At 37.4% G+C, this 16,492-nt stretch carries 13 protein-coding genes and 1 pseudogene; 7 read left to right on the forward strand and 7 right to left on the reverse strand.

Features of this window, described 5'->3' with window-relative positions; all coding sequences use genetic code 11:
• Positions 1-6 precede the first annotated feature (6 nt).
• Positions 7-579, reverse strand: a complete 573-nt coding sequence (yeiP, locus tag A9G13_RS06460) for an elongation factor P-like protein YeiP (RefSeq protein ID WP_065556769.1) — start codon at positions 577-579, stop codon at positions 7-9.
• 116 nt (positions 580-695) lie between these two features.
• On the opposite strand from yeiP, the gene A9G13_RS06465 reads away from it, so the two are divergent.
• Positions 696-962: a YkgJ family cysteine cluster protein gene (locus A9G13_RS06465; RefSeq protein WP_065556770.1), complete on the forward strand. Its 267-nt coding sequence runs from the start codon at positions 696-698 to the stop codon at positions 960-962.
• Positions 963-1,152: 190 nt separating this feature from the next.
• Positions 1,153-2,619, forward strand: coding sequence for an amino acid permease (locus tag A9G13_RS06470; protein ID WP_255307348.1), 1,467 nt, complete (start codon positions 1,153-1,155; stop codon positions 2,617-2,619).
• Between the two features lie 131 nt (positions 2,620-2,750).
• Here A9G13_RS06470 and infA read toward each other — a convergent pair whose 3' ends face one another.
• The 6 genes and pseudogenes from infA to bamD all read right to left on the reverse strand — a co-directional run.
• On the reverse strand, positions 2,751-2,969 hold the full coding sequence (gene infA / locus A9G13_RS06475; protein WP_025315083.1) for a translation initiation factor IF-1: 219 nt from the start codon (positions 2,967-2,969) through the stop codon (positions 2,751-2,753).
• A 267-nt stretch (positions 2,970-3,236) separates the two neighbouring features.
• Positions 3,237-3,896 (reverse strand): nicotinate-nucleotide adenylyltransferase, encoded by a 660-nt coding sequence (gene nadD / locus A9G13_RS06480; RefSeq protein ID WP_065556772.1) that lies wholly within the window; start codon positions 3,894-3,896, stop codon positions 3,237-3,239.
• Entirely contained in the window at positions 3,890-4,894 is a 1,005-nt protein-coding gene (gene holA / locus A9G13_RS06485) for a DNA polymerase III subunit delta (RefSeq protein WP_065556773.1), read from the reverse strand. Before holA ends, nadD begins: the two co-directional genes overlap by 7 nt.
• A gap of 7 nt (positions 4,895-4,901) precedes the next feature.
• Positions 4,902-5,396 (reverse strand): LPS assembly lipoprotein LptE, encoded by a 495-nt coding sequence (gene lptE, locus A9G13_RS06490; RefSeq protein ID WP_065556774.1) that lies wholly within the window; start codon positions 5,394-5,396, stop codon positions 4,902-4,904.
• 36 nt (positions 5,397-5,432) lie between these two features.
• Complete coding sequence (gene leuS / locus A9G13_RS06495; RefSeq protein ID WP_065556775.1) at positions 5,433-8,015, reverse strand: leucine--tRNA ligase; 2,583 nt, start codon at positions 8,013-8,015, stop codon at positions 5,433-5,435.
• 291 nt (positions 8,016-8,306) lie between these two features.
• Positions 8,307-9,029: pseudogene (gene bamD, locus A9G13_RS06500) on the reverse strand (outer membrane protein assembly factor BamD); the annotation flags it as partial.
• Positions 9,030-9,122: 93 nt separating this feature from the next.
• On the opposite strand from bamD, the gene rluD reads away from it, so the two are divergent.
• From rluD to clpB, 5 genes are all read left to right on the forward strand, one after another.
• Positions 9,123-10,097, forward strand: coding sequence for a 23S rRNA pseudouridine(1911/1915/1917) synthase RluD (gene rluD, locus A9G13_RS06505; RefSeq protein WP_065556777.1), 975 nt, complete (start codon positions 9,123-9,125; stop codon positions 10,095-10,097).
• A gap of 8 nt (positions 10,098-10,105) precedes the next feature.
• Positions 10,106-10,873: a peptidoglycan editing factor PgeF gene (gene pgeF / locus A9G13_RS06510; RefSeq protein WP_141670899.1), complete on the forward strand. Its 768-nt coding sequence runs from the start codon at positions 10,106-10,108 to the stop codon at positions 10,871-10,873.
• Positions 10,874-11,118: 245 nt separating this feature from the next.
• Complete coding sequence (locus A9G13_RS06515; RefSeq protein ID WP_065556779.1) at positions 11,119-11,505, forward strand: DUF2946 domain-containing protein; 387 nt, start codon at positions 11,119-11,121, stop codon at positions 11,503-11,505.
• A gap of 211 nt (positions 11,506-11,716) precedes the next feature.
• Positions 11,717-13,702, forward strand: a complete 1,986-nt coding sequence (locus A9G13_RS06520; RefSeq protein WP_065556780.1) for a TonB-dependent copper receptor — start codon at positions 11,717-11,719, stop codon at positions 13,700-13,702.
• A gap of 167 nt (positions 13,703-13,869) precedes the next feature.
• Positions 13,870-16,440 carry an ATP-dependent chaperone ClpB gene (gene clpB / locus A9G13_RS06525; RefSeq protein WP_065556781.1) on the forward strand — a complete coding sequence of 857 codons (2,571 nt, stop codon included), beginning with the start codon at positions 13,870-13,872 and terminating at the stop codon, positions 16,438-16,440.
• The last annotated feature ends 52 nt before the right edge of the window (positions 16,441-16,492 follow it).

A 16,492-nucleotide genomic window follows, 5' to 3' on the forward strand; every position in this document is an offset into this window, starting at 1 on the left:
TATTGGTTACTCAGCACGGCTCATGAAACGGCGTTCAGCAATGTGAATTTTGACTTTTTCGTGGTTATCAATGTATTCAGGGACTTGAATCACCAAGCCAGTTGATAATGTTGCTGGTTTAGTCCGAGCACTGGCAGAAGCACCTTTAATACTTGGTGACGTTTCCACAATTTCAAGATCAACCGTTTGTGGAAGCTCTAAAGCAATAACTTCACCATCAGCCATTAAAACTTGAATGCCATCCATTCCCCCTTCAGGAATAAATAGTAGTTCATCGGCAATTTGTTCTTTTTTGAAGATGAAAGGTGTGTAATCTTCATTATCCATAAATACATATTCATCACCATCAATGTAGGAAAAGCTGACCGGGCGACGGAACAGTTCGATGGTTTCGATAATATCGTCACCTTTAAAGCGTTCTTCAACTTTACCACCGGTTTTAACGTCAGTAAAACGCATTTTATAAAGGGTACTGGCGCCACGAGCACTTGGGCTTTGGACATCAATATCTTTAACTAGCAGTAATTTGCCATTATAGGTGACGGCATCGCCACGTTTGATTTCATTTGCTTTAGCCATAATATTTTTTCTTCGCGATTATTAATGTAGAGTTAAAAATTAGCTCGCTATTTTACCGCTAACTTGCTATTGTCACCACTAATTTATCGATAACAATTAAAATTTGAGGAAAATATATGGCAGAACCGTTTCCATGCCGAGCCAATTGTGGTGCCTGCTGTATTGCTCCTTCAATTTCATCACCGATCCCTAATATGCCTAACGGTAAGCCAGCCGGGATTGCTTGTGTACATTTAAATTCCAATTGCCAATGCCAACTATTTGGGCATTCATCCAGGCCATTAGTGTGTGGGCGATTACAGCCTTGCCATGAAATGTGTGGAGATGATCGCCAGCAGGCTTTAGATTATTTAACTCAATTAGAACAGTTAACTAGCGCTTAAGTATTGCTTATATTTAACAAACTCACTGTATTATTAAAATTATTTATCTCGCACAGTTTTTTTTTTGATACACTTCAAGCCATTTCATTATGTAATGATAAATATCAATAATAATAAAGGTAATTTTCGTCATTTATTGTTATGACAAAATGTGGAGTAGGTGACTGTTAGGTACTCCATTTAACTTACTCTGTTACAAAAGAAGAATATAGTTATGAAGAATAAATTAAAACGCGATTTAAAAGCACGCCATTTAACCATGATAGCTATTGGTGGTTCAATTGGTACCGGGCTATTTGTGGCATCAGGGGCAACGGTTGCTCAGGCTGGCCCTGGTGGTGCATTACTTTCATATGCCATTATTGGTATCATGGTCTACTTTTTAATGACCAGCTTAGGTGAACTGGCGGCTTATTTGCCGGTTTCGGGTACTTTTGCCACTTATGGTGCCCGTTATGTTGATGAGGCTTTCGGGTTTGCAATCGGTTGGAACTATTGGTACAACTGGGCGATTACCGTAGCAGTGGATCTGGTAGCCGCCCAATTGGTGATCTCTTATTGGTTTGATGCCGGCAATTATAGTTGGTTATGGAGCTTGTTATTCTTAACTATTATCTTTGGGTTAAACTATATTTCTGTTAAAGGTTTTGGTGAAGCAGAATTCTGGTTTTCATTGATTAAAGTTGTGACTGTGGTTATTTTTATTGTGGTTGGCTTGTTAATGATAATTGGCATTTTGCGGGGTGGTGAGAGTGCCGGTTGGCAAAATTGGCAAATTGGTGAAGCGCCATTTGTTGGTGGGTTTGCTTCAATGATTGGTGTCGCCATGGTGGTTGGTTTTTCTTTTCAAGGCACGGAGTTAATTGGTATTGCCGCTGGTGAATCCAGAGATCCGGAAAAGAATATACCCAAAGCGATGCGCCAAGTGTTTTGGCGGATTTTGTTGTTCTATATTTTCGCTATTTTAGTCATCAGTTTGATTATTCCTTATACTGATCCGAATCTATTACGTAATGAAGAGAGTGATATTAGTGTTAGTCCATTTACTTTAGTCTTTCAACATGCCGGACTGTTATCAGCAGCAGCAATTATGAATGCAGTTATTTTGACTTCGGTTCTATCAGCAGGAAACTCAGGATTATACGCGTCTACTCGTATGTTATATGCGTTAGCTAAAGAAGGTAAAGCGCCGCAAGTTTTTGCGAAGTTGTCTTCTTCAGGTGTACCTAGAGTTGCGCTTTTTGCTACCACTTTTGTGGCGATGCTTTGCTTTTTAACTTCAATGTTTAAAGATCAGCAAGTATATTTATGGTTACTCAATATGTCAGGTATGACAGGGTTTATTGCTTGGCTAGGCATTGCCATCAGCCACTATCGTTTCAGAAAAGGCTATATTGCGCAAGGCCATGATCTTAGCCAGTTACCATATCGTTCAAGTTGTTTCCCATTTGGACCTATTTTTGCCTTTGTGTTATGTTTAACCATCACCCTAGGGCAAAATTATGAAGCATTTTTACAAGATACTATTGATTGGAATGGTGTAATAGCAACCTATATTGGTCTACCATTATTTTTAACAATTTATTTTGTGTATAAAATAGTGAAAAAGACAAAATGGGTTAAGTACGAGCAAATGGATTTTTCTAGAACCAAATAATACGGTTAAATTCTATTATTATTCTCACTTTCACCGTCGATCAATATCGACGGTGTTTTATTAAGCAAGAGAGAATTAAACACTTAGATGGTTAGTCATTATAAAAACCATTAAGTTTGATAACGATATTGTTAGCGACTACGGAAGATGATACGAGCTTTAGATAGATCATAAGGTGTCATTTCTACAGTGACTTTATCGCCAGTTAGAATACGAATATAGTTTTTACGCATCTTGCCAGAAATATGTGCTGTAACAACATGACCATTTTCAAGTTCTACACGAAACATCGTGTTAGGAAGTGTATCAAGTATTGTACCTTGCATTTCAATGTTATCTTCTTTTGCCATTGGGGCCTCTTAATAATAAATACAAATTAATTATACTCAAATTATCAATGTTATTCTCGATGTTATATCTATGAGAATTTAAATTTAAACAACTTTGGTAAATAACCATTTTAGCGTTTTACCATTTGATTTATAGATAATGAGTATAAACACAAAACCACTGAACTTAGTAAAACTAGCTAGAACCGCTAACGGCGTTATCTAGCAGTATTATCTAACTACAGCGGCGAAATAATGCCGAAAAAAGTCGCAGATGTAAAGTCCTTTCTACATTTTCTTTGCACTATAGAGTCCTTGCTCATGAATATACTGCCAAACTTTAGGGGGTAATAAATTTGCACAACTTTGTTGATTATTGATATTTTCTCTAATTTCAGTTGCCGAAATGTCTTCTAAAGGCGTATGAGCGAAATAAATATACCCATTAGGTACGTTATGTAAATCTTGAATATTGGTAGTTTGATGCTTATTAATCCATGATTGTAGTTCAGGGTTATCGGTTTTCTCAGCATAACCAGGTCGCCGGCAAATTAGTAGATGACAATAATCTAAAAGTGTTTGCCAGTGATTCCAAGTGGGTAAGCTAAGTAATGAGTCTTGCCCCATAATAAACGCCAGTCCTGCCGTAGTTCCATTTTCAATGCGCCATTGTTGTAAAGTATTAATGGTGTATGAAGGGCGCATTGACTTAGTGGATAAAATTTCGCGAGTATCAATAGAAAATACTGGCGGCATATCCTCAATAGCTAATTTTAACATAGCTAAACGTTGTGTAGTCGTGGCTTCAGGTTGTGGTTTATGGGGCGGAATGTGATTAGGTAATAAACTAATTTGGTTTAGCCCGACTTCTTTTGTTAACGCAATAGCAGGAAGCAGGTGACCATAATGTATAGGGTCGAAAGTACCACCAAATAACGCTGTTAACATTGATTTAATCCCATAAATTGCATAGTTAGGGATGATAGCGCTTCCCAAACACGTAATTGGCTATCATGTTTTAAACGAATTTCTATATCTGTTAGTTTGGCTAGCGTATTATACAAATCTTTAATCGCGAAGCGGTTAAGGTAACTAGTATAAATAGTTCGTTTGTTTTGCCAAACTTTATATTCATCAAAAATTTGTTTTAATGATTTTTGTTGTGACCCTTTTTTTAAATTAATTAATAAAATTAGTTCGCGTTGCACAATACGTAATAAAATTAATGGTTCAAATTCATTAATTTTTAGTTGTTGTAAAATGTGTATTGACCGTTTAGTTTTGTGAGCCACCATGGCATCAATCCAATGATAAGGTGTGAATACAGCGGAATCATTGATATTACTTTCTACTCGATCATAAGTGATTTTATGCTTGGGATAGAGCAAATTTAATTGCTCGATAATTTGTGTTAAGGCTAGTAGGTTACCTTCATAATAATAACAAAGTAATTCGATTGCTTGCGGTTCAATAGTAATTTTTTTTTGTTGTAAGTAATTTTTGATCCATAAAGGTAATTGTTGAATGTCAGGAGTATTACAATTAACAACGACCAATTTTTCAGTTAATTTTTGGTACCAAACGGCATTTTCTTGGGCTTTAGTGATTTTATTTAGGTGAATAATTAACGCCACATCGGCGGTCAACATTTCACTTAAGCTATTAAGTTTGCTGGTGATGGCAGTATTTAAGCTACCTTCACCAAACTCAAGGAAGATAAGGGTTTTGTTTGAAAAAAGATTCATGGATTGGCAGCAATCATATATAGCTATCCAGTCAGTTTGATTATCAACCGTAAAATTAAATTGATCATTAAATCCAGCTTGCTGAAATGCATTTTGCAACTGGATTTGGGTATAGTATTGCAGATAAGGATCACTGCCTAATATTAAATAGTAAGGTAATCCTAATTGATTGCTTATTTGATCGGCATTGATCTTAATCATGACAACTTTATTTTACTGCATCAATAGATTTTAATTTACGGATTATTTGTTTAGCTGCTTGTTTATACATTTCATCCTCAATTAACTTTTCTTCTGCTGTTTTTGCTAAAGCAGCTGATGGATTATCGAAAAAGCTACGGAATATACGCACATTAATTGGATAAATTTGCTGATCAGGAAGCACCATTTGGGCTTGAACCGTTAACACTATTTGATATTCTGCTGCTTTACCATCTTGATAAAGAGAGATGGTATCACGAGAAAGCCCTTCACTTGCTATCCTTAATGATGGGTATTTATCTGAAGTACCATTATCAACTAATATCACTTTATTATCGATTAATAATTCTTTGATATTGCGCGACAAGCGGCCATAAGGGTCTGAACTTACATAAGACATTGTCATAAATTGTGCCGGTACTTCTGGTTCATGTTGTAGATGAAAACCACAGCCAGTTAATGATATTGCCAATAACATAAGTAGTGCTAAATATTTTTTCATGAGCATAATCACCTAATTTTTAGTTATCCAACAATATTAGCCAACAACCAAATTCAATAATTTACCTGGTACATAAATGACTTTGCGAATGGTTACGTCACTCAGGTATTTTTGGATATTATTTTCTTGTTTGGCCTGGTTCACTACAAAATCCTGATCTGCATTAGCGGGTACGGTAAATTTACCCCGCACTTTACCATTAATTTGTACTACAATCAGTTTTTCATCTTCAACCATTGCTGATTCGTCGGCTATTGGCCAAGTGGTGTTATCAATCGACTCACTATGACCTAAAGCTTGCCACATGACAAAACAAGCATGCGGCATCATTGGGTAAAGCAATCGTACAATCGCATTTAACGCTTCATCCATCAAGGCACGATCTTGCTCGCTTTCTTGTGGTGCTTTTTGTAAGCGATTCATAAATTCCATTACGGCGGCAATAGCTGTATTAAAGGTTTGGCGGCGGCCAATATCATCGCTAACTTTAGCAATGGTTTTATGTAATTCTCGGCGCAGTGATTTTTGTTCACTGTCTAATTGCGATAGATCCAACGCTTTAACTTTGCCTTTTTGGGTATGTTCATAGACTAAACGCCAAACGCGTTTAATAAAGCGATTAGCACCCTCAACCCCTGACTCTTGCCATTCAAGTGTCATATCAGCTGGTGAAGCAAACATCATAAACAATCGTACGGTATCGGCACCATATTTTTCAACCATTTCTTGGGGGTCAATACCGTTATTTTTGGATTTGGACATTTTAGTCATTCCGGCATGAACTAACTCATTGCCTTTACTATCAACCGCTTTAGCAATACGGCCTTTGTCATCACGCTCAATAGTAACTTCGGTAGGTGACACCCAAATACGCTCGTTAGTCGGACTGGTATAATAAAATGCATCAGCTAATACCATGCCTTGGCACAATAAGCGTTTGGCGGGCTCGTCAGAACTCACTAAACCAAAATCGCGCATTAACTTATGGAAAAATCTAAAATAAAGTAAATGCATAATCGCATGTTCAATACCACCTACATACTGATCGACCGGCAACCAATAATTAGCGGCTTTCTCGTCCAACATGCCTTTATCATAGTGTGGACAAGTATAACGAGCATAATACCAAGACGATTCCATGAAGGTATCAAAGGTATCGGTCTCACGTAGTGCAGGTTGTCCGTTAACTGTGGTTTTAGCCCAATTAGGGTCCGCCTTAATCGGACTGGTAATGCCATTCATTTCCACATTTTCTGGTAAAATTACTGGAATTTGATCTTCTGGTGTTGGGATGGTAGTGCCATCTTCTAATGTCACCATTGGAATTGGTGCACCCCAATAACGTTGGCGAGATACACCCCAATCGCGTAAGCGATAATTAACTTTGCGCTGACCAATGCCAAGAGCAATTAATTTATTGGCAATAGCATTGAAAGCTTGCTCAAAGTTAAGTCCATCAAATTCACCAGAATTGAACAATTTACCATGCTCAGTATAAGCTTGCTCGCTTAAATCTGGTGCTTCACCTTGTTGAGTTAAGATAACCGGTTTAATTGGTAGATTATATTTGCTGGCAAATTCATAATCACGTTCATCATGGCCAGGCACAGCCATTACAGCACCGGTACCATATTCGATTAAAACGAAATTGGCGATCCAAACCGGCACTTTACTGCCATTAAGTGGATGAATCGCATAAAATCCGGTAGCAATACCTTTCTTTTCCATGGTTGCCATATCGGCTTCGGCTGTTTTGGTGTTTTTACATTCAGCTATGAATTCAGCTATTTTAGGGTTAGTTTTAGCCGCTAATTGTGCTAACGGGTGTTCGGCAGCAACAGAAACAAAGCTCACGCCCATTAAGGTGTCAGGACGAGTAGTATAAACTCGTAATTTATCGGTATAGTTTTCAACAGTAAAATCAAATTCGACACCTTCTGAACGACCAATCCAATTACGTTGCATGGTTTTAACTTGTTCTGGCCAACTTTCAAGGGTATCTAAATCGTTAAGTAACTCTTCCGCATACTCAGTGATTTTTATAAACCATTGAGGGATTTCTTTACGCTCAACTGGTGTATTACAGCGCCAACAACAACCTTCCACCACTTGTTCGTTGGCAAGTACAGTTTGATCATTAGGGCACCAGTTGACGGCAGAGGTTTTTTTATACACTAAGCCTTTTTCATACAACTTAGTAAAGAACCATTGTTCCCATTTATAATATTCCGGGCGGCAAGTGGTAATTTCTCGATCCCAATCATAACCGAAACCCAAAAGTTGCAATTGCTTTTTCATATAAGCAATATTTTCATAGGTCCATTTAGCCGGTGCGGTATTATTTTTTACCGCAGCGCCTTCAGCCGGTAATCCAAAAGCATCCCAACCAATCGGTTGCAATACGTTTTTGCCATTTAAGCGTTGATAACGCGAAATGGTATCGCCGATGGTATAGTTACGAACATGCCCAAGATGTAAGCGACCAGAAGGATAAGGTAGCATGGATAAACAGTAATATTTGGGTTTGGCAGGATCTTCGGTAACATGAAATGTTTTATTTTCAAGCCAACTTTTTTGCACTTTGGCTTCGATTTCATCGGGGCGATATTGTTCTTGCATGATGAATTAATGTCCTATCTATTATTGCTAATAAAAATAATCTGCTAATTGTATTGGTTATTGATTCTTTTTACAAACGTTATGTGAATGGATGTTTGGATTTATCAGTAACACCATTTTATTTAAAAGTAGAAATTTATTAAATAGAAAGGTATAAGAAAGGGGAAATATGGAAGAAAAAAATTAATAGCGGGACAGTTCCCCCGCTATATTAAATAGTTAATTGCCATTAAACACACTGGTAACCCGTGATAAGAAGGATCTTTGTTCTTCTTTAGGCATATTTTCAAGATTAGCCTGAATAAGTTGATCGACTTTTTGGGTTTCGTCGACTAAACCTAGTTCATTATAGGCATTACGCATTAATAATAATGCTTCTTTGGTTGAGTCGGTGTCAGGGAATAAAGTTAACATTTGAGTAACTCTATTAATCACGGCGACATAAGCACCTCGCTCAGTATAGTACTGTACTACTTTTAACTGATAACGGGCGAGTCTATTTTTTAGGAAAACTAAACGTTTTTCTGCATCGGCTGCATAATTACTGCTAGGGAAACTTGATACTAGATAGGTAAAATCTTTGAAAGCCGCCATTGCATAGTCGGTATCGCGATCGGAACGGTCAACGTTAAACCAACCTTGGATCATATTATTGTCTTGCGCCATATTAGTTAAACCACGCATATAAATGACCCAATCAATATTAGGATGAGTTGGATTTAACTTTAAAAAACGGTCAATTGACGCAATTGCTAAAGGTAAATCACCAGATTTGTAATAAGCATAAATTAAATCAAGTTGTACTTGTTGCGAATAAGGACCGAATGGATAATTTTTATCCATCGCCTCTAAAACAGTAATACTGGATTTTAAATTACCACTTTCAAGCTCTTGTTGGGCTTTGGTATGAAGTTCCAATTCTGATACATGTTCAACATCAGGTTTTGAGGAAGTACAGCCAATTAGCGCGCCACTTAAAGCAATAGCTAATAAATAGTGTAAACGTAATTTCATTCAGTTTTTAATCCAAAATTTAAATAAACATTAAAAGCCATGATTAGTATATAATACTCTAAAACATAACAGCTTAAAATAGATAAATTACATATGCTCGAGTTAAAGTTAGCAACTGAAATTGAACAAAACCAGCTAGGAATGCGATTAGATCAAGCATTATCGGAACTTTTCCCGGATTATTCTCGATCACGAATTAAAGAGTGGATTATTAACGATAAAGTAATGGTTAACGGCGTTATTATCAACAAACCTAAAGAAAAAGTATTAGGTGGTGAAAAAGTAACCATTAATACTGAAATTGAAGAAGAAACTTATCATCAACCTGAAGATATTAAACTTAATATTGTCTATGAAGATGATGATATATTAGTGATTAATAAACCTCGTGATTTAGTTGTACACCCAGGGGCTGGTAATCCAAATGGTACCGTATTAAATGCCTTGTTACATTATTATCCCGAAATTGCGCATGTACCCCGTGCCGGAATTGTGCACCGATTAGATAAAGATACCACAGGTTTAATGGTGGTTGCCAAAACCATTACCGCCCAAACCCATTTAGTAGAATCGCTACAATTAAGAGAAATTACGCGTGAATATGAGGCTGTGGCTATGGGAATTATTACTGCTGGTGGCACAGTAGATCAACCAATAACTCGGCACCCAACCAAACGCACCCATATGGCTGTGTTTCCAACCGGAAAACCAGCGGTAACGCATTACCGAGTAATGGAAAAATATCGGCTCCATACTCGCTTACGCTTACGCCTAGAAACCGGAAGAACACATCAAATTCGAGTGCATATGGCTCACATTGCTCACCCTTTAGTCGGTGATCCATTATATGGTGGGCGTCCAAAACCACCCAAAGGTGCCAGTGAAGCCTTTATGCAAACTTTGCGTGATTTTGATAGACAAGCGTTACATGCAACCATGTTACGCTTATTCCATCCTGTAACTGGTGAACAAATGGAATGGCATGCACCGATTCCTGACGATATGCAAAAGCTAATTCAAGCACTGCAACAAGATACTGAGTTACATAAAGATGACTTAGATTGGTAACCACAATGATTAAATCCATTTATCCTTATTGGTCAGCACCTAAAAATATTCGTGCTTTTACCACAACCAGAGCTGGCGGTGTAAGTAATACACCATTTGATAGTTTAAATTTAGGTAGCAAAACGGGTGATGGTGGTGTTAATGTTGCTGAAAATCGGCGGCGCTTAATTGAAGCTGAACAAATTCCTAGTGAACCATATTGGCTTAATCAAATTCATAGTACTATTGTTCTCGATATTTCATCAATCGAACCCCATGCACCTATTGGTAAAATAAATAAAAAAACAATTATAGAGGCCGATGCTTCCTATACTCGCCAAGCCAAACAAGTTAGTGTGGTATTAACTGCAGATTGCATGCCAGTATTATTTTGTTCGCTTAAAGGTGATGAAGTCGCGGCCGCGCATGCTGGTTGGCGCGGTTTATGTAATGGTATTTTGGAAAATACGGTAAGTAAATTTAGTTGTTTACCCTCTGAGATCATAGCCTGGATGGGGCCAGCAATTAGTGCCAAAAAGTTTGAAGTAGGCATTGAAGTCAAAAAACAATTTGAAGCAGTTACCAAACAAGCTAGCAGTGCATTTACATTAATTAATGAAAAAGAACACAAGTATTTGGCTGATTTGTATTTAATTGCTCGGCAACGTTTAACCGCGCTGGGCGTCACGCAAATTTTTGGTGGTGATTATTGCACTCATACTGAACAAGATAAGTTTTACTCTTATCGTCGCGAACACAAAACCGGCAGAATGGCGTCCATGATTTGGTTTGAGTAAATTGTAAAGATGTTTCCTGAGAAGGGTACGTTTCAGTATAAAAATAAGCCCTGAATTTAATATTTAAGTGTAAAGCCAATTATTAATAAACCTATTATTTTATCTAATTTTTTGAGCGTATTCATTCCTAAATTTTTATATCTACACATCATAATCAAATTAAATTGATAATGATTATCATTTCAATTAGTTTGCTTTTACGTTACTATGGCAATATCTGGTTATCGAATTGATGTAGTAATCTGATGAAATGTAAAAATGGCATTGGTTATCTTGGTATAGTTAGTATTTTGTTACTAACGCTGATTCCGTTTGTCTCCAGAATCACTGCACCTGCAATTTCTCAACAGTCGTCCTCATCACATTGCCACCAAACAACTTCAGTTACTCCAACAGATCCACATTTAACACACCAGGCAACACCACAAGTAAAACATACCACTAATCCAGATAGTTGGACCAGTATGTGTGATTACTGTGAACTGTTTATGGATGTGCCGGTATTAATTAATGTTAATGTACCAATTGTAAAAGTCTTTGTAACAATCTCGGTAATTAAAAATTATATACCTGAGTTTGTTGCAGTTTATCATTACAATAGTCACCTTATTCGTGCCCCTCCTTTGGTTTAAATTTTTTACTAATTTACCAGTAATTACTCAATAAATAGGCTAATGCCTAAGTTGTGAAATTACGGTTAAAAATCTTAATAACAGTAAATAAATACCAATAAAACAAGTTGGTTGTAATGCTATGTGTAATTTATAACCATCGAGTTTATGTAATGGTCATTTACTGTTAGTAAATTCAGACTAATTGAATGTAAAAACAATAGGAGTCGGTATGACTACTGACATAAAAAATAGTAAATTCATCTATTTGAGTGGGTTAATTGCATTAATTTTAAGTGATTTAGCCTATGCAGATATTGAAGTAAATCCTAAAATAGATGGAACTTCACAAGATACGATGATTGTCACCATGGTGGAACAATCCGCACCACTGACCGTAATCACAGATCCTAAAAAACCAAGACAACCCGTGCCAGCGAGTGATGGGGCTGATTATTTAAAGACGATTTCAGGATTTTCCCTTGTACGTAAAGGGGGTTCTAATGGCGATCCGGTGTTCCGAGGCATGTTTGGTTCAAGGCTTAATATTTTGACCAATGGTGGCACAATCTTAGGCGGTTGTGGCGGCAGAATGGATACGCCAACCTCATATATTTCACCTGAAACTTATGACAGAATAACGGTAATAAAAGGCCCGGAAACAGTTGTATGGGGGCCAATGGGATCGGCCGCTACCATCTTATTTGAACGTGATATTTTGCGCTTTTCAAAAGTTGATGGTTTTATGCGTGGCGATTTATTAGCTGGCACTGATAGTCGCTTTGATCAGAGTTTTGATGGCGCATTCGGTAATGAAGATGGCTACATTAGATTGATTGGTAACCATGCTAAAGCCAACGATTATCATGATGGTAACAATGATCGAGTGCATTCAAAATGGAGTCGTTGGAATAGTGATATTGCATTAGGTTTTACTCCCAATAAAGACACTGCGTTAGAAGTTACTGCAGGTAAAGGTAACGGTAAAGCCAGTTACGCAGATCGGGGGATGGATGGTTCGCGCTTTTTGCGTGAATCTTTAGGTATGCGCTTTGAACAAGCAAATATTACTGAACTGTTAACCAAGCTTGAAGGGCAACTTTACTATAATTATATCGATCATATGATGGATAATTACCATTTACGCCCTGTTAGCATGCATAAAATGGAATCGAATCCTTCGAGAAAAACAGTTGGCGGCCGGATTAATACCACTTGGCAATCAAGTGATATCTTCAAATTACAATTAGGAGTAGATGGCCGTCAAGATACCCACAAAAGTAAGGCTCGACGAAATATGTTAACCACCCATAATTGGCAGAAAGATTCTAAGATCACTAATTATGGGCTATTTAGTGAGTTAAACCTTTATTTATCTGATATAGACACCATTATTTCAGGTATGCGAGTTGACCGTTATAGTGCCGATGCTACGCAATTAAATCAGAGTCGGCATAAAGTGTTACCGGGTGGTTTTATGCGTTATGAGCATGATCTTACTGATTATGCGGCAACGGTATATACAGGGCTTGGTTATACTAGTCGCTTCCCAGATTATTGGGAATTATTTAGTGCTAGTAATAAAGTACAGATGTTTAAAAAACTTAACCCAGAAAAAACAATGCAACTCGATGCTGGAATAATTTATAAAACTGACACATTAAATGTGCAGTTGTCGAGTTATGTGGGTTGGGTGAATGACTATATTCTTTATACTACTCTAGGCAAATTCAACAATGTAAATAATGTTGATGCCAGAACATTGGGTAGTGAATTGAATGTTAATTATCACATCACATCCAATGTTATGACGGATATGGCGCTTAATTATTCATGGGCTAAAAATCGTGATAATCATAAACCATTACCACAAATTCCACCGTTAGAATTGAAATTGGGCTTGCACTATCACGCTGATAATTGGTCTATGGGTGGCTTGTGGCGTTTGGTTAATTCCCAACATCGTATTGCTAAAGATCAAGGTAATGTTATTGGTAAAGATTTTGCTAGTAGTAAGGGATTTGGCATTTTTTCACTTAATGGCGAATATAGTATTACTAAACAATTTCGGTTATCAGCTGGTGTTGATAATTTATTCAATAAATACTATGTTGAACACTTGAACCGAGGTGGTGTAGCAACTTTTGGTTATACAGCAAATCAGCAAATAGCGGAACCCGGACGAGTCGTTTGGGCAAAATTACATTATGATTTTTAACTGAAAACTAACTTGGATCCGTTGGCATTGCCAACGGAATTTTATGCCTCAAAAAAATTTGTTGACAAGCTCTTGAAATTTATTCAATCACACTCATTTAGTAACCATGCAAATGGCTTAAGTGTTTTAAGCATTATAGCCAAATTTATTGCTAAGGAGATATTAATATGCGGTTAGACCGACTAACAAATAAATTTCAACAAGCTTTGGCTGATGCACAGTCCATGGCTCTTGGCAAAGATAATCAATATATAGAACCTGAACATGTGCTTGCAGCTATGTTAGCGCAAGATGCTAGTAGCATTAAACCGCTACTTACTAGTTCTGGAGCTAATCTGCCTTTATTACAACAAGAATTAACACAGGCAATTAACAAAATACCACAAGTACAAGGAATTGGTGGTGAAGTTATTCCTTCACAACAATTTGTTCGTATTATGAATTTGTGCGACAAACTAGCACAGAAAAATAATGATAGTTATATTTCGTCTGAGTTATTTATTTTAGCCGCCCTTGAAGAAAAAGGCGCACTTAGTGAACTATTGAAAAAAGCGGGGGTAACTTCAGCGCGTTTTACCCAAGCTGTTAATCAAGTTAGGGGGAGTGATAACGTGAATGATGCCAATGCAGAAGATCAACGAGATGCATTAAAAAAATATACCATTGATTTAACTGAACGTGCCGAACAGGGTAAATTAGATCCTGTTATTGGTCGTGATGAAGAAATCCGCCGTACTGTACAAGTATTACAACGCCGTACTAAAAACAATCCAGTACTTATTGGTGAACCAGGCGTGGGTAAAACAGCGATAGTCGAAGGTTTAGCTCAACGTATAGTCAATGGTGAAGTGCCGGAAGGATTACGTAATAAACGTGTTTTGTCATTAGATATGGGAGCCTTAATTGCTGGGGCAAAATATCGTGGTGAATTTGAAGAACGTTTAAAAGCAGTTTTGAAAGATTTGGCTAAAGAAGAAGGTCGAATCATTCTATTTATTGATGAAATTCACACTATGGTTGGTGCCGGTAAAAGCGATGGCGCCATGGATGCCGGTAATATGTTAAAACCAGCATTAGCTCGTGGTGAATTACACTGCGTTGGGGCAACTACCCTTGATGAATACCGTCAATATATTGAAAAAGACGCGGCCTTAGAACGCCGATTCCAAAAAGTCTATGTTGCGGAACCAACAGTTGAAGACACTATTGCGATTTTACGTGGACTTAAAGAACGTTATGAAATCCACCATCATGTGCAGATTACTGACCCGGCAATAGTTGCTGCTGCAACATTATCGCATCGTTACATTTCCGATCGTATGTTACCAGATAAAGCGATCGATTTGATTGATGAAGCTGCGTCAAGTATTCGTATGCAGATGGATTCCAAACCAGAATCTTTAGATCGCTTAGAACGCCGTATTATCCAGTTAAAATTGGAACAACAAGCGTTGAAGAAAGAGTCTGATGATGCCAGTAAAAAACGTTTGGAAATGCTAAATAATGAACTAGACGAAAAAGAAAAAGAATTTGCTTCCTTAAATGAAGAATGGAAGTCTGAAAAAGCAGCAGTGTCAGGAACTCAGCATATTAAAGCGGATTTAGATAAAGCGCGCATTGAAATTGAACAAGCTCGCCGTGCCGGTGATTTGAATAAGATGTCTGAATTGCAGTATGGTCGCATCCCAGAACTGGAAAAACAGTTAGCGCAAGCTACTCAGCTGGAAGGTAAAACCATGAAGTTACTGCGTAATAAGGTAACTGATGAAGAGATTGCCGAAGTCCTTTCTAAAGCAACAGGTATTCCTGTTTCGAAAATGCTAGAAGGGGAAAAAGACAAGTTATTGCATATGGAAGAATCATTACATCAACGAGTTATTGGACAAGATGAAGCCGTGGTTGCAGTGGCAAATGCGATTCGTCGTAGTCGAGCTGGGCTTTCAGATCCGAACAAACCAATTGGTTCGTTCTTATTTTTAGGTCCAACAGGGGTGGGTAAAACTGAACTATGTAAATCACTAGCTAATTTTATGTTTGATAGTGAAGATGCCATGATTCGTATTGATATGTCAGAATTTATGGAAAAACATTCAGTGGCTCGTTTAATTGGTGCGCCTCCTGGATACGTTGGTTATGAGGAAGGTGGTTATTTAACTGAGGCAGTAAGACGCCGTCCATATTCTGTGGTATTACTTGATGAAGTTGAAAAAGCGCATCCGGATGTATTTAATATACTGTTACAAGTGCTTGATGACGGTCGTTTAACTGATGGTCAAGGTCGCACTGTTGATTTCAGAAATACAGTTATTATTATGACTTCAAACTTGGGTTCAGACTTAATTCAAGGTAAAGTTGATTTAACTTATAATGAAATGAAATCATTAGTTATGACTGTGGTTACTCAACACTTTAGACCTGAATTTATCAACCGAATAGATGAAACTGTGGTATTCCATCCATTAGGTCGCGACAATATTAAAGCGATTGCTAAAATTCAGTTACAACGAGTTGAAAAACGACTAGCTGAACATGGTTATACTGTATCGATTTCTGATGCTGCCCTTGGGCATCTTGCGGAAGTTGGCTTTGATCCAATTTATGGAGCAAGACCTCTAAAAAGAGCAATACAACATGAAGTCGAAAATCCTTTAGCACAACAAATTTTATCTGGTGCATTAATCCCAGGTAAACCAATTGAGCTAGAGTTACAAGATAATCAAATTGTTGCTAAACAGTAAGATTAATATTGGTTTCGCAACCGATAAATAACTAAACTTATTAAAGAATAGG

Source organism: Gilliamella sp. wkB178, from assembly GCF_001690705.1.
GTDB classification, from domain to species: domain Bacteria; phylum Pseudomonadota; class Gammaproteobacteria; order Enterobacterales; family Orbaceae; genus Gilliamella; species Gilliamella apicola_K.